This window comes from Ruegeria arenilitoris, assembly GCF_013032445.1.
GTDB lineage: Bacteria > Pseudomonadota > Alphaproteobacteria > Rhodobacterales > Rhodobacteraceae > Ruegeria > Ruegeria arenilitoris_F.
On record NZ_WQCA01000036.1, the window covers coordinates 1 to 19,250 of the forward strand.

Annotated in this window: 17 protein-coding genes and 1 pseudogene; 12 read left to right on the forward strand and 6 right to left on the reverse strand. The window is 55.3% G+C overall.

The features are described 5' to 3' along the window. The coding region (locus GOW98_RS23555; protein ID WP_170336723.1) for a DDE-type integrase/transposase/recombinase at positions 1–303 on the forward strand (303 nt) is incomplete at its 5' end. Positions 304–776: 473 nt separating this feature from the next. Here GOW98_RS23555 and GOW98_RS23560 read toward each other — a convergent pair. Continuing rightward, on the reverse strand, positions 777–1,868 hold the full coding sequence (locus tag GOW98_RS23560; RefSeq protein ID WP_170336726.1) for an aminomethyltransferase family protein: 1,092 nt from the start codon (positions 1,866–1,868) through the stop codon (positions 777–779). Between the two features lie 11 nt (positions 1,869–1,879). Beyond that, on the reverse strand, positions 1,880–3,463 hold the full coding sequence (locus GOW98_RS23565) for a trimethylamine methyltransferase family protein (RefSeq protein WP_437436874.1): 1,584 nt from the start codon (positions 3,461–3,463) through the stop codon (positions 1,880–1,882). A gap of 85 nt (positions 3,464–3,548) precedes the next feature. Here GOW98_RS23565 and GOW98_RS23570 point away from each other — a divergent pair, with 85 nt between their 5' ends. Continuing rightward, positions 3,549–4,421: a LysR substrate-binding domain-containing protein gene (locus GOW98_RS23570; protein WP_170336728.1), complete on the forward strand. Its 873-nt coding sequence runs from the start codon at positions 3,549–3,551 to the stop codon at positions 4,419–4,421. A 217-nt stretch (positions 4,422–4,638) separates the two neighbouring features. Here GOW98_RS23570 and GOW98_RS23575 read toward each other — a convergent pair whose 3' ends face one another. Next, positions 4,639–6,006 (reverse strand): sensor histidine kinase, encoded by a 1,368-nt coding sequence (locus GOW98_RS23575; RefSeq protein WP_367646894.1) that lies wholly within the window; start codon positions 6,004–6,006, stop codon positions 4,639–4,641. Next, positions 6,003–6,671: a response regulator transcription factor gene (locus GOW98_RS23580; RefSeq protein WP_170336730.1), complete on the reverse strand. Its 669-nt coding sequence runs from the start codon at positions 6,669–6,671 to the stop codon at positions 6,003–6,005. Before GOW98_RS23580 ends, GOW98_RS23575 begins: the two co-directional genes overlap by 4 nt. 139 nt (positions 6,672–6,810) lie before the next feature. Here GOW98_RS23580 and GOW98_RS23585 point away from each other — a divergent pair, with 139 nt between their 5' ends. The 5 genes from GOW98_RS23585 (at position 6,811) to GOW98_RS23605 (ending at position 12,451) form a co-directional block, all read left to right on the forward strand. Then, positions 6,811–7,899 (forward strand): tricarboxylate transporter, encoded by a 1,089-nt coding sequence (locus tag GOW98_RS23585; protein WP_170336732.1) that lies wholly within the window; start codon positions 6,811–6,813, stop codon positions 7,897–7,899. 79 nt (positions 7,900–7,978) lie between these two features. Further along, positions 7,979–10,009, forward strand: a complete 2,031-nt coding sequence (locus GOW98_RS23590; protein ID WP_170336734.1) for a tripartite tricarboxylate transporter permease — start codon at positions 7,979–7,981, stop codon at positions 10,007–10,009. A gap of 88 nt (positions 10,010–10,097) precedes the next feature. Further along, positions 10,098–11,186 carry a 4-oxalomesaconate tautomerase gene (locus tag GOW98_RS23595; RefSeq protein WP_170336738.1) on the forward strand — a complete coding sequence of 363 codons (1,089 nt, stop codon included), beginning with the start codon at positions 10,098–10,100 and terminating at the stop codon, positions 11,184–11,186. 51 nt (positions 11,187–11,237) lie between these two features. Next, entirely contained in the window at positions 11,238–11,456 is a 219-nt protein-coding gene (locus GOW98_RS23600; RefSeq protein WP_170336741.1) for a hypothetical protein, read from the forward strand. A gap of 14 nt (positions 11,457–11,470) precedes the next feature. After that, positions 11,471–12,451, forward strand: coding sequence for a D-2-hydroxyacid dehydrogenase family protein (locus GOW98_RS23605; RefSeq protein WP_170336743.1), 981 nt, complete (start codon positions 11,471–11,473; stop codon positions 12,449–12,451). On the opposite strand, the gene GOW98_RS23610 is transcribed toward GOW98_RS23605, so the two are convergent. Beyond that, on the reverse strand, positions 12,420–13,322 hold the full coding sequence (locus GOW98_RS23610) for an AbrB family transcriptional regulator (protein WP_437436875.1): 903 nt from the start codon (positions 13,320–13,322) through the stop codon (positions 12,420–12,422). The two genes, GOW98_RS23605 and GOW98_RS23610, sit on opposite strands and share 32 nt — an antisense overlap. Before the next feature lie 240 nt (positions 13,323–13,562). On the opposite strand from GOW98_RS23610, the gene GOW98_RS23615 reads away from it, so the two are divergent. The 3 genes from GOW98_RS23615 to tcuB are packed head-to-tail and all read left to right on the forward strand — an operon-like array spanning position 13,563 to position 16,706. Continuing rightward, positions 13,563–14,243: a GntR family transcriptional regulator gene (locus tag GOW98_RS23615; protein ID WP_170336747.1), complete on the forward strand. Its 681-nt coding sequence runs from the start codon at positions 13,563–13,565 to the stop codon at positions 14,241–14,243. Positions 14,244–14,254: 11 nt separating this feature from the next. Beyond that, on the forward strand, positions 14,255–15,649 hold the full coding sequence (tcuA, locus tag GOW98_RS23620; RefSeq protein WP_170336749.1) for an FAD-dependent tricarballylate dehydrogenase TcuA: 1,395 nt from the start codon (positions 14,255–14,257) through the stop codon (positions 15,647–15,649). Further along, a complete protein-coding gene (tcuB, locus tag GOW98_RS23625) occupies positions 15,639–16,706 on the forward strand; it encodes a tricarballylate utilization 4Fe-4S protein TcuB (protein ID WP_170336752.1) in 1,068 nt (355 codons plus the stop codon). The genes tcuA and tcuB overlap by 11 nt, the downstream gene beginning before the upstream one ends. Before the next feature lie 58 nt (positions 16,707–16,764). Here the strand turns inward: tcuB and GOW98_RS23630 are convergent, their stop codons facing one another. Beyond that, entirely contained in the window at positions 16,765–17,184 is a 420-nt protein-coding gene (locus GOW98_RS23630) for a LysR substrate-binding domain-containing protein (RefSeq protein WP_170336754.1), read from the reverse strand. Here GOW98_RS23630 and GOW98_RS23635 point away from each other — a divergent pair. Further along, positions 17,183–17,890: pseudogene (locus GOW98_RS23635) on the forward strand (IS6 family transposase). The gene GOW98_RS23630 and the pseudogene GOW98_RS23635 sit on opposite strands and share 2 nt — an antisense overlap. A 274-nt stretch (positions 17,891–18,164) precedes the next feature. Further along, the gene (locus GOW98_RS23640; protein ID WP_217359721.1) at positions 18,165–19,133 is read left to right on the forward strand and encodes a M15 family metallopeptidase; all 969 of its coding nucleotides are present in this window, start codon (positions 18,165–18,167) and stop codon (positions 19,131–19,133) included. The last annotated feature ends 117 nt before the right edge of the window (positions 19,134–19,250 follow it).

Consider the following 19,250-nt stretch of genomic DNA (forward strand, 5'->3'; position numbering starts at 1 on the left):
CATGGCTGTTTAGAAAAGATCGTGACGGATCGCTTCGTGTCCTACAAGGCTGCGCTCAGAGAAATGGGCGCGCTCGAAAAACAACAGACGGGCAGGTGGCTCAACAACCGCGTCGAGAATTCGCACCTGCCGTTTCGACGGCGTGAACGCGCCATGCAACGTTTCAGGCGCATGCGAAGTTTGCAGAAGTTCGCCTCCGTCCACAACCACTTTAACAAAGAAAGATCGCTCGCCAGCCGAAACACCTTCAAGCTGACACCAACCGCCGCTCTCGCCGAGTGGCGCGAACTTGGTGCGGCATAAAGGGCAGCTCTACTGGCATAGCTGAGACTGGTTCGAATCTGTCTGACAGCACCCCGCAGGGAACTGTTGGCGTTTCCGGATGCACTTAAAGATGATCAGGTGAATGCACTGACCTAGTTCGCCGAATACATGCGTCGTAGCCAAGGGACATATCTCGATACTGATCCTTACACTGGCCGGCGCCAAGGCAACTATCGACCCGAACGACCAAGAAGGGAAGATCGCATGCGGTTCTGACGTAACGCGAAAGCGCTTTCCAGCGACCTGGGGTTGGATATCAAACCTTCGACCTCGAACGTCTGCGATGAAGCGCAAAGCTGCCGTTAGGACTAACTGCAGCGAAGGTCCGCTCCGAGCCCATTGTTACGGATGCTGCGGAAGTCATGAACGGCTGCTTTGGTGGATTGATCGAATGCAGTCAAATTGTGCAAAGGCGACCTTAGTGGCCGCTCTTTGCACTCGTTCCCACGACTTTAGCTATGGGTACGTGATTTTTCAGGATCATAAATCGGACTGGCGACAATCGTCGCTGTCGTCTCCAAGCCTTCGCCCTTTACGCTCAGGGTTGTACCGACGGTCAATCCGGTCTGAACATGGGCCAAAGCCAGCGACTTGCCCAATCGGTGCGAATAGCTGGGGCTGTTGATCAGCCCAATGCTTTCTCCGTTCAAGAACAGCGTTTCGCCACCTTCGACCATGTCCGAATGGTCGATATCGAGGCATACATTGTTGATCTTTTCACTGCCTAGCGCGGCCATCACTGCGGATTTGCCACGAAATTCAGGCTTGGATTTGCTGATGGTAAAACCTAGGCCCACCTCCCAAGGGGTGTTGTCCTCGGTCATGTCGTATCCGTAGAATAAAAGGCCTGCTTCGATCCGCAACTTGTCGAGCGCGGTAAAGGAACAGGGCGTGACGCCTGCTGCGACCAGTTTGTCCCAGATGTCGGTGATCACGGACCCATCGGCAAAGATCTCGTACCCGCGTTCGCCTGAATAACCGGTGCGCGAAATGCGACAGGCATGGCCGAACAGCGTCGCGGGCGCGTGCTCGAAATAAGCCAGATCAGCCAGGTCGATATCCGCGTTAGTGTTCAGGATTTCCAGCGCGGCTGGTCCCTGTACCGACAGATCGTGCAGATCATCGGTAAACTGGACCTCGAGATCACGGCCTTCCGCCGATGCCTCGAGCAGCGCCATTGTATCGCCTGATCCATGCACTATCATCCATTCGTCACCCCCATTGTTCGAAACAATGGCGTCATCCGCGATCCCACCCTGTTCGGTCAGCACGCAGAGATAAGCCGCCTTCCCCGGAGCAAGTTTCGAAAGGTTGCGCGTGGTCAGATGATCCAGCACTGCCCGAGCATCGGCACCGTGCAGCTTCACCTTTTTCAGTGGGGACATGTCGAACATGCCCGCTCGTTCCCGGACCGCGTCATGTTCATCGTTCGGATCGGTGTTGTATGTCCAGGCCGTGCCCATCCCGTTCCAATCCTCAAGCCCCGATCCCAGGGCCGTGTGGCGCGAGGCAAGGGCAGAAGTGCGGCTGAGTTCTTCGGTCATGGCATTCCTTTCTAGTACCATTCGTCCGGCATCGCAGCTTTGCGCTCTGACACGAAGTCTTCGAGTGCCACTGCCAAGCCGGGTTTCATTTCGGGTTGTTGATAGCTGTCCAACATCTGCCGCCATTGTGCGGTGGCGCGTTGATCGGCTCTGAGCGATCCGTTTTCCGACCAGGTTTCGTAAGGGCCTGCGTCGGATATCCGGGGTTCGAAGTTCGCGGTTGTGTAGTGGCGAAGCGTATGGCTGGTGGACAGGAAATTTTGTCCCGGGCCTGTTTCGCGATAGGCATCGCGGCCGAAGGATTCGTCGTCTGTGTCAAACCCCTGCAAGAGCTTTAGCATCGCTCCGCAATGGTCGAGATCCAGTATGAATTTTTCATATGACATGACCAAGCCGCCTTCGAGCCAGCCTGCCGCGTGCCAAACCTGATGCGCACCGGACAAAAGCGTGGACCATAAAGCACCCGCACTGTCCTGCATCGCCTGACCGTCCGGCGCGTTGGAGGATGTGATCTGCCCGCCGCCAGAACGCACGGGGACGCCAAGCCGACGGCCCAGTTGAGTCAGCGCCATTGTGGTCATGTTGGCCTCGGGCGAGCCAAAGGTCAGCGCGCCGGTGCGCAGGTTCATGCTGGAATGGAAGGATCCGAACACCACCGGACAGCCAGGTTGGACCAGTTGCGCAAGCGCGATACCGACCATTGCCTCGGCCAGGGTCTGTGCGGCCACGGCGGCGGGCGAAAGCGGGCCCATGGCCCCTGCGAATATGGCTGGCGAAATACAGACGCATTGGTTCGCTTCAGCATAGATGCGCAAAGCCCGCGACATAGTATCGTCATAGATCAGTGGCGAATTGACGTTGATGTTCGCCTGCATCACTGCGTTGCGATCCATGAAGTCGCGTCCAAAAACGAGCTTTGCCATTTCGATACTGTCACGCGCCCGTTCAGGGGAGGTAACAGACCCCATGAAAGGCTTGGCCGACAGAGTCAGATGCGCCAGCATCATGTCCAGATGCCTTTTGTTCACCGGCACATCCGTCGGTTCAACAACTGTCCCGCCGGAATGGTGAAGCGCTGGCGCGCTATAGGCCAGTTTCACAAAGTTGTGGAAGTCATTGAGCGTGGCGTAACGCCGACCGTTCTTCAGATCACTGACAAAGGGAGAACCATACCCGGGCATCAGCACGACGTTATCGCCCCCAAGCGTCACTGTTCTGGTTGGGTCCCGGCTATGCAACTGGAATTCGCTGGGTGAGGTGGCGCAGAGCTCGCGGGCATGGCCTGGCTCGAACCGCACCCGTTTGCCGTTGATCTTGGCACCTGCAGCCGCGAGCAGCTCCAAGGCTGTGGCGTCACCATGAATTTCGACGCCTATTTCGCGCAATATCCAGTCCGCCTGATCTTCGATCCGGGACAAAGCAGCTTCGCTCAACAGGTTGTACGCAGGTATCTTGCGGCCAGAGAAGATTTCGCTTTCCGATGGTGTATTGTGACGCGTCAAACGGCCTCGACGTGCCTTGGCTCGGTGAACGGTCGATGTTCGATCCGTTATGCTTGCGTTCAATTTTCCCAACGGTGCATCTCCAACCTTCAAAGCTGAATCTTATATTGCGCACGCCTGCAGGTCTGATAATCGAAATTTTCTTTTCATTGCGTTCAAATAATTTATACGAGTTTCTATGCCCACTCTGTTTCACCATCATGATCTGCTTCGCCTGTTTGCCGAAATCGCCCGGCATTCCAGCTTTTCTGCAGCGGCCGAAGCGCTCAACATGACCAAGGGGGCGATCAGCTATCAGATCAAGACGCTTGAGGCTGATCTGGGGATGTCGCTGTTCAAGAGAACAAGCCGCGGAGTTGTCCTGACAGGCGAAGGGCTGAAATTGCTGGCGGCCTGTCAGACCCGATACGAAGAGATTGAAGCCGACATTCGAGAGTTAAAGGGAATGTCCTCTCAAACTTTGACCGTCGGTGTTTCAACCTATTTCGCCGCCCGCTGGCTGTCGCCGCGATTGATGTCTTTCATGCTAAGCTACCCGGACGTGCAACTGCGCATTCAGCCTATGATCCAGTTCTCGGAATACGAAATGCAAGACGTTGATCTTGCGATCAGATGGGGCGATGGCCGTTTCGAGGACGACGTCGCGACACCGTTTCTACCCCTGCGCTCCTATCCTGTTGGCGGCGCTCACGCGGTTGAGCAGATAGAAAGGCACGGAGTGAAGGCGGCGCTATCGCACTTTACATTGCTACGTGATCGTGACGACAGCAACGCATGGTCTTGTTGGCTGGACGTTGCCAACCTTCCGCTACAAACACGAAGAGATGCACTGATCGTGGCTGATCCGAATGTTCGCGTGCAGGCTGTGATTGACGGTCAAGGCATTGCTTTGATGGATAATCTTGTCAAAAGCGAATTGGACAGCAACAAACTGTACCGCCTGTCGAATGTCGATCTCCCTGCCTACGGCTATTTCATTGTCCGCCCACAACGATCCACCGCCACAGAACCCGCCCAAGTGTTTTCTGATTGGTTGCAATCTCAGGCCTAAGCGGCCGTTCACTAGTCTTTGATGATCGTCCGCATTGTCCGCAAAGTGGGCATGCATCGCGATTTAGCGAATGACCGCGTGGAGCTCAAAGACGACATAGATACAGATTTTGAGAGCTGCTTTCGTCGCTCAGGGTGAAAAACTGACTTTCGCAGCAACCGCAAAAACTCGCGTTGACTTTTACTGGTATTGGGTTCCGAGTGAAATTAGAAACAGCTTACAAGACTATGGGAAGCTCAAGCGTAATGCTCGCTCCTTTTTCGACTTGGTTGATTTCGACCATTCCTCCGTGGCGCTCCGCCACTGCAGAGACGATTGACAACCCCAATCCGCTGCCCTCGGAATACTCCAATTGAGAAAACCGATTGAATGCCGCTTCGCTTTGGTCTGGCGAAAGGCCAGCACCATCATCGGTCACAGTCAGTTTGACGTATTTGCCGTCACACCGCAGCGCAACTGAAATTTGGCTCAACATAGTGCCACCGTGTTTGACTGCGTTGTCCAACAGGTTCTTTAGAGCCTCAATCAGAAAAACCCGGTCGCCAAATACCGTGACCTCCGTCTCAGGTATAGTGACATCAAACTCGATTCCCCTTGCGAGGATGTGAACTCCCATCTCCGCGCAGGCCTCTTCCACGACCGAGCGGAAGTCAATTTTATCCATTTGGTCTTGGTGCGTCGGCTGCCTGAGCCTTTCTAGTGATAACAACTGTTCAGCCGCCTTCGCTGAGTTTTTTGCAGCAGCCACAAGCTCTGAGATGCGTTTTTCTCGGTCGTCATCCGTTTTCGCGTCCTGCAGCGCTTCGGCCATCGACTGCACGGCGGCCGCTGGATTCCGCAGCTGATGTGCAGCTTCGGATATAAACACTTGATGGGCGTTGATACTTTTTTCCACCTGCCCAAAAAGCCGGTTCAGGGTTCTGACAACTCCTTGAACTTCGACTGGGACAGAGCGCTTAATCTCACTGAGGTCATCCGGTGAACGCAGGTCAATTGCGTCTTGCAAATCCAACAAGGGCCTAAGGCCACGAGCGACGCCGAACCATACCACAATGGCGAGGGTGGCCAGCAGAATTCCCATGAGAATTCCTGCGCGGATTGACAGTTCATTCGCAAACGCATTGCGATCCGCCATACGTTGCCAGACTGTAACTGTCGCATCTCCGATTAGATTGTCTATGGTCACTCGTTCCGTCATCTTAAGAACGCGAACTGGTTCCTGGCGGTAGAGCGCTTCGAAAAACTGCGGTTTATACACCTCTTGAGAAGACGGGTTGGTGGCTGCCGGAGGGTAGGCATAGCCTGTTACATAGATGCCGCCGGGCCCCGTCACATGGTAAAAAATTTCTCCGCCCGACGCGTCGCGGATCATGCTGCGCGTAGTTGGTGAAAGCGCGTCACCCCCAGAAATCGCAACATCTCGCGATATTGCGAGGCCCGCAGATAGCAGGCTATCGTCGAACAATTCCTTAGCCGTATTCTGGGCGATCATAAAACGCCAAAGGCCAAGCAGAGCGGCAATTAGTACCAAGGGGGTAAGGATAAGAATGAAAAGTCTTAACCTAAGCGAGCCGTGATTGATCACTTCTGCACCTCAAGCAGATACCCCAGACCACGGGCTGTCTTTATTCTAATTCCCAGATCTTGAAGACGTTTTCTCAGCCGAGATACATGAGGCTCAACGGCCGAGGCCTCGACATCTGCACCCACGCCATAGACATAATCTGTGAGTTGGCTTTTGGGAACAATTCTGCCCCTGCGCTCCAACAGGCATTCAAGCACCGCGATTTCTCGCCGCGGAATATCCATAACTTCGCCCTTCACGCTAACCTGACGGGCAGCGCGATCAAATTCCAGGCCGCCAATGCTCTCTTTTGCTCCGTAGTCGAGTTCTTTGCGTCGAGAAAGAGCACGGATGCGTGCTTCCAACTCGTCCATTTCGAACGGCTTAACCAAATAATCATCGGCACCCATGTCCAACCCAGAAACCCGGTCGCTTGTTTCAGCACGTGCCGTAAGCAAGATCACTGGCACGCCGTCGCCACGATTGCGAAGAGATTTCAGGATCTCCAGCCCTGATTGTCCGGGCAAATTGATATCCAGAACAACCAAGTCTGCGCCTTCTTGCGCAAGATACAAGTCAGCCTCGTCGCCATCCGCAAGCACTTCTGCCGCATGACCGCGGTCACGCAGACGATAAGAAATAGCGTTGGCGAGGGTTTCGTTGTCTTCGACGATGACGATCCGCATCAGGTCTCCTGCAAGTTTCGCGCAAGGTTGGCGCTCCATGATTGCCAGATGGGAGGGGGAATCAACCCCACAGTTCTATTTGCGATCACGGTGGCGCAGAGGGCGCTAGCGTGGTTGTCTGGTCAACAGGGAGGAACCAATGACCGTTTCCAACTTCACTCGTCGCGCCGTCGTGGGGCTGATCGCCGCCGCCGGTATCTCCGCACCTGCCGCTGCCGAGGTCGATTTCTCGGGCAAGACCATCGAATGGGTCATCCCGTTCTCGGAAACGGGCGGGTCTGCCAAATGGGCCAACTTCTTTGCGCCGCTTCTGTCCGAAGCTCTACCGGGTCAACCGACAGTGGTCGTGAAATTCATGCCGGGCGCTGGTTCGACCAAAGGCGCAAACTGGTTTCAGGAGCAGAGCCATGATGATGGGACGCTGCTGTTTGGCACCTCTGGTTCAACTCAATTCCCGTATCTGCTGAGCGATCCGCGCGTGCGCTATGAATACAAGGACTGGATCCCGGTTATGGCGTCGGGAACCGGTGGTGTTGCCTATCTGAACGCCGAAGACGGAGCAAAGTTTGATGGCTCCGCGAACGCGCTGAAAGACACCAACTTCATTTACGGTTCGCAGGGCGCGACCCGGCTGGATCTGGTCCCGCTGCTGGCTTGGCAGATGTTGGGCATGAATGTTGAGCCTGTCTTTGGTATCAAGGGCCGCGGTGATGGCCGCCTGATGTTTGAACGCGGTGAGGCCAATATCGACTACCAGACCTCATCCGGTTATCTGGGCGGCTCGGCCCCGTTGGTCGAAGCCGGTCAGGCGGTTCCGATGATGACATGGGGCGCGTTGGACGCCGATGGCAACATCGTGCGCGATCCGACCTTCCCGGATATTCCAACTTTCAAGGAGGTCTGCGAAGCCACCGACGGTTGCGAAACCAGCGGTGAAGCATGGGACGCATGGAAAGCCTTCTTCGTGGCAGGTTTCCCGGTTCAGAAGCTGGCCTTCCTGCCCGGAGACACACCACAAGAAGTCGTCGACGCATACACCGCAGCGTTCCAGGCTGTGACTGAGCGCGGCGACTTTGCCGACATCTCCTCGAAGCGCGTGGGTAAGTATCCGGTGTTTGTAGGTGACGGCTCCAAGTCGGCGCTGCAAACTGCGACAAACGTCGACGACAAAGCCAAAGCCTACGTTCTGAACTGGCTCAAGGAAGCCTATGGTGTCGAGCTGAACTAAGCCCAAACACCACAGCGCGCGCGCCAATGCCGGGCGCGCGCTTTTCTAAACACAAGATAATTTATGAAAGGCGGCCGCTATGGAGGTTTTCGCCACCGCTCTTCCTGCGCTCAGTGACGCGTGGGGTCTGATCCTGCAGCCTATTGTTCTGGGGTACCTTGTTCTCGGTGTCGTCATGGGACTGGCCGTAGGTGTTTTTCCGGGGCTTGGCGGTATTGCTGGTCTGTCCTTGCTGCTGCCTTTCATGTTCGGCATGGACCCGATCCTTGGGTTGGCGCTGATGATCGGGATGGTTGCCGTTGTTCCGACCTCTGACACCTTCGCATCAGTTCTTATGGGTATCCCCGGTAGCTCAGCATCACAGGCTACGGTGTTGGACGGCTTCCCGATGGCAAAAAAGGGCGAGGCTGCGAGGGCATTGTCAGCGGCCTTTGCTTCATCGCTGTTTGGCGGTTTGGTCGGCGCAACATTTCTGACCATGTTCATCTTGGTCGCTCGGCCCATCGTTCTGGCATTCGGTTTGCCCGAGATGCTGATGATCACCATTCTTGGCTTGTCGATGGTCGCTATCCTAGCCGGACGCATCCCGCTGAAGGGTGTTGCCGCCGCAGGGCTGGGCTTAATGGTCGGTACGATTGGCGAGGCGGACGCAGGCGGTTCGCTGCGTATGGCGACTTATGACATTCCTTACCTGACCGATGGTCTGAAGTTGGTAATCGTTGGCTTGGGTATCTTTGCGGTGCCGGAAATCGTCTCGCTGCTTCGTCAAGACAGATCCATTGCTAAGGGCGCCTCACTGGGCGCGGGTTGGATTGATGGCGTCAAAGACTGGGCTGCAAACATCTGGTTGTCAGTCCGCTGTTCGATCATTGGCGTGGTTGTCGGTGTCATTCCCGGCCTTGGTGGCTCGGTTGTTGACTGGATCGCTTATGGCCATTCGGTTCAATCGACCAAGGACAAAAGCAACTTCGGAAAGGGCGAAGTGCGAGGCGTCATCGGGCCGGAAAGCTCAAACAACGCCAAGGAGGGCGGGGGGTTGGTCCCAACGCTTCTGTTTGGCATTCCCGGCTCGGGTTCGATGGCGATCTTTATTGGTGCTGTTGCACTGTTGGGATCCGGCGATATCGAGGTCGGTCCGAGCATGCTCAAGGATAATCTCGACATCACCTATTCGATTGTCTGGTTGCTGGCTCTCGCCAACGTGGTGGGCACCATCTTATGCATCGCAGCCTCAGGTGGGATCGCCAAGCTGACGACAATCCGTTTCACCTATCTGGCGCCGTTTCTGTTCATGCTGATCAGCTTTGCGGCTTTCCAGTCCGGCCAAAACTTCGAAGACCTTCTGGCCCTGTTTGGCATCGGCCTGATCGGCATTTTCCTGCGTCGTTTCGACTGGTCGCGCCCTGCCTTTCTGATTGGGTTTGTGCTGTCGAATCCGGTTGAGAAATTCACCAACCAGGCGTTCCAGATTGCCTCTTTCCGCTTCCGCAAAAGCTTTGGTGAGGGGATGGAGTATGTCTTCAGTCCGATCGTTATCGTACTGATCGTGGTCACCGTGGTTTCGGTCATTCTGGGCATTCGTCAAGCCAAGATGATCATGGCCGAAGGTGAGGTCAAATCCGGAAGCAAGCGCGCGCCGTTGATCTTTTTGTTGGTGATCATGACCTATCTGATCGTGGCATTGGTCAATGCAAACATGATCCCTGACTACAACATGACCGACAAGATCATCCCGCTGGTGATCGGCAGCGTGTCGCTGTTCTGCTGCGTCATTCTGTTGATCCAGATGATGCGGCGACCCGAGGGGGATGCGATCTTTGCTGACAAGGAACTCGCCGGTGAGGATGCGAGCGCGCCACATGGACTATGGTCGACGCTCGCGTGGTTCGCAGGTCTGATCGCGGCCACGTGGGTTGTGGGGTTCATCCTCGCCCTGATCGGGTTCCTGATCGCATTCTTCCGCATTCGCGCCGGGTCCAGCTGGCAGATGACGTTGCTCCTGACAGCCTGCGGCATCGGTTTCATGTGCTTCATGGCTGGCGCTTTGAACCGGGATTTCCCGCCGGGTCTGCTGCAAGACATGGTGAACCTGCCATGGCCACTCAAGTAGGTGCTCCACGGTTGTCCGGCCTGCCAATTTGGCGGGCCGGGCAGCGCTGAAATCAGAAATTTCAACGGTTTGTAAAGGAGGGTTCGCAATGACCCAGACAGCAATCCCATATGTTTTTATGCGCGGCGGCACTTCCCGAGGGCCTTATTTTCGACGCTCTGATCTGCCCGAATATAGGGACAAGTTGGCTGATGTGCTGGTCGCTGCCCTCGGGGCTGGACAAGCGCTCAATATCGACGGGATCGGTGGTGGGAACGCAGTGACGACCAAGGTTGCGATGCTGTCAGTCAGCGAGGACGACTGGGCCGATATCGACTATTTCTTCGCGCAGGTTTCCGTTGATGAGAAGCTGGTCGATTTCAAACCCACTTGCGGAAACATCCTCTCAGGGGTCGGTCCAGCTGCGATTGAAATGGGTTTGTTTCAGCCCAACGGCGATGAGACCGAAATCCGGATTCGCGCCGTCAATACAGGCGCCCGTGTCGTTGCCAAAGTGCAGACCCCAGGCGGAGAGTTGGTCTACGAGGGCGATGCGGAAATCGCCGGAGTTCCCGGCCATTCTGCACCAGTGCAACTGAGCTTTATGGGCGTTGTGGGCTCGGCAACAGGTGCATTTCTACCCACCGGAAATTTGCGCGATACAGTGCAGGGGATCGAGCTGACTTGCATGGATGTCGCGATGCCTATGGCCATAGCCCGGGCTGGCGATTTCGGACTGACAGGGTATGAAAGCGCCGAAGAACTTAATGCCAACCGTGCTTTTTTCGATCGGATGGAGGCAGTGCGGATTGAAGCCGGGGAACTGATGGGTATGGGGGACGTATCGAAATCGGTAACTCCCAAATTCGGCCTGATGGCACCCGCCAGGGAGGGTGGAACCCTTACGGTTCGGTATTTCATGCCATGGAAAACTCACCCGACAATGGCCGTTACGGGTGCGCAATGCATGGCATCCTGCGCTTTGACACCCGGAACCGTCGCCGACGGGCTACTTGATCGCCCGGTTTTAAGTCCGGCTGAAGTTGTGTTGGAGCACGCCTCAGGCAAGATCGACGTTCTGGTGGACTTCTCGAACGACGGGGAATTCAACGTAATTTCTGCCGGTCTAGTGAGGACTGCGCGTAAATTGGCGGATGGGCATGTTTATGTGCCGGAATCTGAGTGGAGTGGCAGTTGAAATGGCAATCTTCATTTGGTATACTATGGTATACATCATGAGGATATCACGATGGACGACTATTCTGAATGCCTAGATATCGCGCGTCAGGAACTCAGGCTGGCGCAGTCGGCTCTGCGGAGGGACATCGCGGAATACCCGACACCGATTGCCGGATGTGATGAGCAATTCAACCATTTGCTGGATCAACGCGAACGGGTTCGCAATGCGCTTGAAGCACTTGACGCACGTCATTTTGTGCCGACGCCAAGAAAACTGAGCACCGAGTAGGGTATAGAAAGCCGATGAAAGTTCACATTCTGGATGATTGGTTTGAGACACTGCAGGGCCTGCCCTGTTTTGAAAAGCTATCTCGCCATGACGTGAAGGTCTGGGCAGATCATGTTGAGGATACCAGCGAATTGGCTGAACGCTTGCAGGAGGCTGAGGCGGTGGTGTTGTTTCGCGAACGCACCAAGATCACCAGGGATTTGGTTGAAAAACTCCCAAACCTGAAGTTGATCAGTCAGCGCGGCGTGTATCCGCATGTCGATGTTCAGGCATGCTCGGATAGCGGAGTGCTGCTTTGTTCGAATATGCATGGCGGGACGCCCTCATATGCCGCAGCCGAACTGACATGGGCGTTGATCATGGCCGGGATGCGTGATTTGCCTGCTCAGATGGCCTCGGTCAAAGCGGGGCGTTGGCAGGCCGGAGTTGGCAAGACCCTGAAGGGGCGGCAGCTAGGTCTGTATGGATATGGCCGCATCGCCCGCGCTGTTGCTGGGTATGCCGAGGCATTCGGGATGAATGTGGTCTGGTGGTCCTCGGACGATGGCCGGGCACGCGCGCAGGCAGACGGCGTGCAGGTTGCCACAAGCCGCGAAGCGTTTTTTGCCAAAAGCGATGTTGTCTCGGTCCATATTCGTCTGAAGCCAAACACACAAGACATCATCTCAGCGTCGGACTTCTCGCAGATGCAACCTGGAGCACTGTTTGTGAATACATCACGCGCAGGCCTTATCGCAAAGGGTGCATTGCTTGAGGCGCTAAATGCCGGTCGTCCAGGCAAGGCCGCAATTGATGTCTTTGATAGCGAGCCGCTCACTGACCCGAAGGACCCTTTGCTATCGCATCCAAATCTGATCGCGACGCCGCATATAGGTTTTGTAACCGAGGACGAATTCAACCTGCAATTCGCAGATATCTTCGATCAGGTGAACGCCTATGCTGAAGGCGCTCCCATTCACATGATCAACCCCGAGGTTTGGACCAGCGCAGGATAAGATTGGCCGCTATGGGCGCACCGATGATAACAAATACGATCCGTGTCAGGTGGTGAGTGATCACAAAGCCCAGGTCCGCGCCCGAGACGATGGCCAGAACTGTCATCTCTGCTTGTCCGCCGGGGGCAAAAGCCAAGAAGGCCTCTACGGGTTGGCCGAGCCCCAATGCAGTGACAACGGCGGTGAAAGCGGCTGCAAGGATGGCAAGCACAAGGACATAGGCAAAGCCCGCTGCCACGACCCGGCGTAGTTCGACCCATGTGACACCCACGAACTTCACGCCTATCCCACAGCCAATAAAGAATTGTGCTGCAAGTATGGCTTCACGAGGCGGTCGTGTATGAATGAAGTCGCCCAGTGAGAGAGCCGCTGTCAGGATCATTGGGCCGAGGATGGATGCCCCAAACAGACCGATCCGCTCACCGCCTTTCCAGCCAATTAAGGCGGCCAATACCATCAGCGCCAACTCATTTATTGGGAGGTCGCGCGCAGGCTCTCCGATTGGGTTGGTGAGTTGAGCATCGTAAAACACTGTCAGAAATAGCGGGGCCAGCGTCACGATGATCAACACGCGCGTACCGTGGATCAGGGAAAGTGTACGCGGGTTGGCGCCAGCTTCGGTTCCAAAGATGATCATGTCCTGCAATCCGCCAGGCATGGCGGCGTAGAACGCTGTCATGGAGTCAAACCCCCAGATCTTGCGAAAGAATGGCACTCCAACCAGTGCTATCAGCAGGATGAAGAACGGTATCAGTGCAATAGACGAAGCCATCTTCGGCAGCTCTGCAAAAAGGGTTGGGGTAATCGAAGCCCCAACTGCAACGCCGAGTATGGTGCGCGCTGCAACCGAGACCTGACCAAAACCTTCCATAGGAGCATGCGCCAAGGCTGCGATGAGACACGCACACATTGGGCCGAACAAAAATGGCAGTGGTAGATCCAACGCCCAAAAAACACCGGTACCCAGCAGTGCCAGGCTCAGTGTTGCGGCCCGTTTTGTTAGCGGAAAAGGTGTTTTGTTCTGGGTGGGCAAGGCGTGGTTTCCGAGGATATTGACTCATATTGTATCCAAGCGTATACAACTGGATGCAATATTACAAGAGAGCGCTCGATGACCATCCAAGACGACCCCTTACAGCCTGGCCCGCAAGGCAATTCAGCGTATCAGCGCCTGCTGGACGAGATTCGGGATGGCTTACTTCTGCCCGGCGAACGCCTGCGCGAGATTGAGCTGTCGGAACGGCTCGGCGTCAGTCGCACTCCTGTACGCGAGGCTATCCGACAGTTGGAGGCCGATGGGCTAGTCATTCATGTGCCACGGCAAGGTGCAACCGTACGCAGCCTCGATTACGCAGAAGTAATGGAACTCTATGAGATGCGCGCGGTGCTCGAGGGAACAGCGGCCCGTTTAGCTGCGCGAGCGGCGTCTGATGTCGAGTTGGACGAGCTGGGTGTCCTGAATGATCGCTTGGCCGAGGCTGGCACCGGCCCGGAAGCCGCTCGGATCAACCGGATTTTCCACGCCACACTTTTGGATGCGGCAAAGAACCGGTTTCTTGCCAAGTCTATGTTGTCTTTGCAAAAAGCGCTGTTGATCCTTGGGCCATCGCAATTGTTGGACGGGGACCGGGCCGAGACAGCAGTGGCCGAACACAAGCGCGTCATGGCTGCCTTAAAGGCGCGCGATGGCGCAGCGGCTGAAACAGAAATGCGCGCGCATATTCAGGCCGCACAACGGATGCGTATTCGGGCGTTACAAGAACGCGACCGGACAACCGACGAAAATCAGTAGGTAGACAGGATATGGCCACCCAAAAGGAAGCTTATGATATCGCTGTGATCGGCGGCGGGAATGCAGCCCTATGCGCCGCGATGACTGCTGCTGAGGCAGGCGCCCGTGTTCTGATCCTCGAAACGGCGCCAAAACCCTATCGTGGTGGCAACTCCCGCCATACGCGCAATTTTCGTTGTATGCATGGGGGGCCTTTGGGTCCGCTGATCGAAGAGTACAGCGAAGATGAGTATCTTGAAGATCTGCTCAAGGTCACTGGTGGCAAAACCGACGAACATCTTGCTCGCCTCGCGATCCGAACCTCCGAAGAATGCCTGCCGTGGATGGAAGAGCACGGGGTGCGGTTCCAACCCTCTCTGTCCGGAACACTGTCACTGGCACGGACCAACGCCTTTTTTATGGGGGGCGGGAAATCTCTAGTGAACGCTTATTACCGAACTGCCGCGGGTTTGGGTGTCGATGTTCTGTACGAAGCTGCCGTCACGCATCTGGAACTGAATGGTGATCGGATCGAGTGGGTTGACTACACCTACGAAGGTCAGTCTCATCGCATCACGCCCAAAGCGGTCATCGTTGCCTCGGGTGGGTTTCAGGCTGACACGGATTGGCTAACCCGTGCGTGGGGCGAGCCTGCCAAGAATTTCTTGATCCGGGGCACACCCTATAACCGCGGAGTGGTTCTGTCCGATCTGCTAGATCAAGGTGTGGACAGCGTCGGCGATCCGACCCAATGCCATGCAGTCGCCATTGACGGGCGCGCGCCGAAGTTCGACGGTGGTATAGTCACCCGCCTGGACTGCGTGCCGTTTTCAATTGTCGTGAACAAGAATGCCGAGCGGTTTTATGACGAGGGCGAAGACGTTTGGCCCAAACGATATGCGATTTGGGGGCGTCTTGTCGCGGCCCAGCCGGATCAAGTTGGCTACGTAATCATCGATGCGAAGTCGCTGGACCTGTTTATGCCCTCGGTCTTTCCACCGCTGAAAGCGGACACGTTGGAAGAACTGGCTGGAATGATGGATCTACCTGCCGACAAGCTGAAGGCAACCGTTGCGGAATTTAACGAAGCATGCGGCGACACCAGTGGATTTCATCCGAGTGAGTTGGATGGGGTCTCGACCTCAGGTCTGACGCCACCCAAGACGAACTGGGCGCGTCCGATCACTGAGCCTCCGTTTTATGGCTACTCGCTACGCACCGGTGTGACCTTCACCTATCTGGGACTGAAGGTCGACGATACGGCCCAGTGTTCGACGCCTAACGGCAAAATTGAAAACCTCTGGGCCGCCGGCGAAACCATGGCCGGGTCAATCCTGGGACAGGGGTATCTGGCCGGGTTCGGCATGACCATCGGAACTGTTTTTGGACGTATCGCAGGACGTGAGGCCGCCGCCTATGCAAACTGAACTTATCCAAGAAGCCCGCCGTCAGGCCGAGATTTGCAACGCCTGCCGCTATTGCGAGGGCTACTGCTCGGTCTTCCCATCGCTGCACGCAGAACGCGCGTTTTCCGATGGAGGTATTACGCAGCTAGCCAACCTTTGCCACAACTGCAGGGGGTGCTATTATGCTTGTCAGTATACGGCACCGCACGAGTTTGACCTGAACCTGCCGAAAGCTTTGGCTGAAGTGCGGCGGGACAGTTGGGAGAGCTTCGCCTGGCCGCAACCTCTGGCGCGGCGGTTCCACACCCATGGCGGGGCAATTGCGCTGGCGCTCGTGTTAGGGTTTGCTCTGCTGTTCTGGGCCATCCGCGCCATCGGCTCCAGCGGAGGGGAGGGGTTCTACGCCGTTCTGTCGCACAATGCGATGGTCGCGATCTTTGCTCCGGCATTCTTGCTGCCGCTGATTAGCATAGCCATCAGCCTAAGACGCTTTTGGGCCGAAGTCGGCGGCAAACCCATCCAAATGTCTGATGTGATGGCCGCCTTTAAACGGGCCGGCAAGATGCAGGATCTGGCTGCTGGGCATGGTGAGGGCTGTAACTTTGAGGACGAAGACCGGTTTAGTGAGGGTCGGCGTCATATCCATCAAGCTATCATGTATGGGTTCCTGATGTGCTTTGCGTCGACCTCGGTGGCGACGGTTATGCACTACGGCTTTGGAATACACGCGCCTTACGGGTTCTGGTCATTGCCCAAATTATTCGGGATTTCCGGTGGCATTCTGCTGACAGTGGGCTGCGGCGCAATGGTCCTGCTCAAACAGAAATCTGACCGCGATCTCGGTGACCCGTCAGCTTGGGGCGGTGATATCGTTTTCATCCTGTTGCTTGGGTTTGTGGGGTTCAGTGGGTTGGTTCTCTATGCCCTCGGCTCAACAGCTCTGATGCCCGCACTGCTGGCCATTCACCTTGGATCGGTCCTGACGTTTTTTCTGCTGATACCGTACACAAAGATGGCACACGGCTTTTATCGGCTCGCAGCCTTGATCAGAGACGCTCAACGAAAACAAAATGCTTAGGTCTCTTGCAAACCAGCCGTATGAACTGCCACCAATGCCTTGAGGGGCGTTGGTGGCGCTATTCGGAAAATCCACCCATTATAGTGACTGCAACTTTGCGAAGTTCCTCAGCCGCCGGTGACAGGGACCGTCCGCGACAAGTCACGATCCCAAGTTTTCGGCGAATAGTGGGTTTGGAAATCGGAATAATCGCCAATTCAAGGTCTTTTCGCGAAAGGCGAACCAGGGATGGAATGGCGGCGATGCCGATACCTTTCCCGACCAGTCCAAGCTGAGAATGGAAATGGCCTACCTGCATATCATTGGAAATAACATCGTATTTTTCGCCAAGATACCTTTGCAGGATTTTCCGCGTTCCACTTTCGCTTCTTAGCAATACGAATTGCTCGTCTTGTACTTCCTCCCACGTTGTCGAAGAGGTGTTGTCAGAAGAACCTTTGCTTGAGCGGGGCAGGGCGGTTGCGTAGCTTTTGCCCATGACCAGACCTGCTTCTTTCAAATACTTTAAAACCAGTCCCGAGATCATCCGCTTGGCGGTGATGCTGTACATCCGATTCCCGCTCTCGCTTCGGAATGTCGAAGATCGGCTGCACGAACGCGGGATCGACGTTAGCCACGAAACCGTCCGATATTGGTGGAACAGGTTCGGGCCGATGTTTGCTGCCGAGATCAGACGGAAGCGTGTTCAGCAGCTGCGTGCGTTCTCCAAATGGAATTGGCGCGTGGACGAGGTCTTTGTGAAGGTGAACGGCAAACGCCACTACCTCTGGCGTTCAGTTGATCACGAAGGTGAAGTGCTTGAAGCCGTTGTCACCAAACGCTGAAACAAAGCTGCAGCACTGAAACTCCTCAGGAAACTGTTGAAGCGGCACGGTCGTGTCGAAGAAGTAGTCACAGATCGCTTCGCTTCCTACAAAGCTGCGCTTAGAGATTTGGGTGCTCTCGAAAAACAACAGACGGGCAGGTGGCTCAACAACCGCGTCGAGAATTCGCATCTTCCGTTTCGACGACGCGAACGCGCCATGCAACGTTTCCGGCGCATGCGAAGTTTGCAGAAATTCGCCTCCGTCCACTCCTCCGTCTACAACCACTTTAACAAAGAAAGATCGCTCGCCAGCCGAAACACCTTCAAGCTGACACGCACCGCCGCTCTCGCCGAGTGGCGCGAACTTGGTGCGGCATAAAGGGCAGCTCTACTGGCATAGCTGAGACTGGTTCGAATCTGTCTGACAGCACCCTCAAGCGTAGTCAAGGACCAGGCGATATCTAAGGCGGCTTTGTCAGGGGCTTGTAGCACGGGAATTTCAGACGATTTCGGTTGAGCGCACCAAAGAGACAAAACGACCTTTTGGGGCGGGAAGGTTTTGCATGCAGGTATTTCTGTCCAGATTACAACTTCAGGGTTTGTTGAACGAGTAGGTCCAACTCGGCTAACATTCTTAGAAGTATCGCGGGGTGATGTTGTTGTCAGACATAGAGCTCAAGAAACTTGAAATCCTTGATCGCGAAGCGCGCGTCAAGGAGCGTGAGTTAGAGTACAATATTGCACAAGCTAAGAACAACTCGTGGAAGTCGCCGCTAGTAGTCGCAATTCTCGCGGCAGCAATCGGGGCAATGGGTAATGCGTTTATTATCTACTACAGTTCGTATCTTGAGCGCGCCGCAGCGGCTACTGCGCACCAACGAGAAATCAAACTGGCTGAGAGTGCCGCTGAGCGAGAACGCATTCTGGAAATGATCAAGATCGGAGAACCTGAACAAGTTCAAAAAAATCTTGAGTTCTTAATCGACACTGAACTCGTTCAAGATTCCGAGACAGTTGCCAGTATCCAAGAGTATTACCAGAATACCACGCCCGGTGAAGGCCCCGGGGCTTCGTCTGGGACAGTGAGTTTTGACGAGCTAGGAGTTAATCGGTCAGAGATAAACGGGAGTTTGACAGCCCCGAGCAGAATGTTTCTGAAAGAAAATTTGGGAAAGCCGCGCGAAGAGTTAAGTGATAGTTGCGAACCGGTTACCAACGAGGCTTTGAAGGAAAAACTGCAAGTCGGAGAAGTTGGTGGTTTGCAGGTACATCTACTGGCTCCGGCAATTCAATCGCTTGAGAAGGTTTTTTCCGAGATAGAGGAAAAGCACCCACACATTTTGTTTAAAATCGGGAGCGCTGGGACGCTATGTGTTCGCGGGGTCCGTGGCTCCTCTTCGACTGCAGGCTCTCACAGTTGGGGCACAGCAATCGATTTAAACTTGGATGGTGAACTAGACCGCTTCGGTGATGAAAAGGTGGATGTCCAGTTGTATCGCGTCGCTCTTATTTTCATAAAGAATGGATGGGTTTGGGGAGGAGGGTTCGCCCGTGAAGATTCGATGCACTTCGAAGTTAGCGAACAATTGCTTCAAAGATGGATAAGCGATGGCGTCCTGTGAAATCATTGTGCCAAAATTCAAATGCACATGTCACAGGCGAATACGGCCGTTTCTGTCTGGCTGGTCTTGTCAGAAGAACTTGGGTTGAGGCGGGCAGGGCGGTTGCGTAGCTTTTGC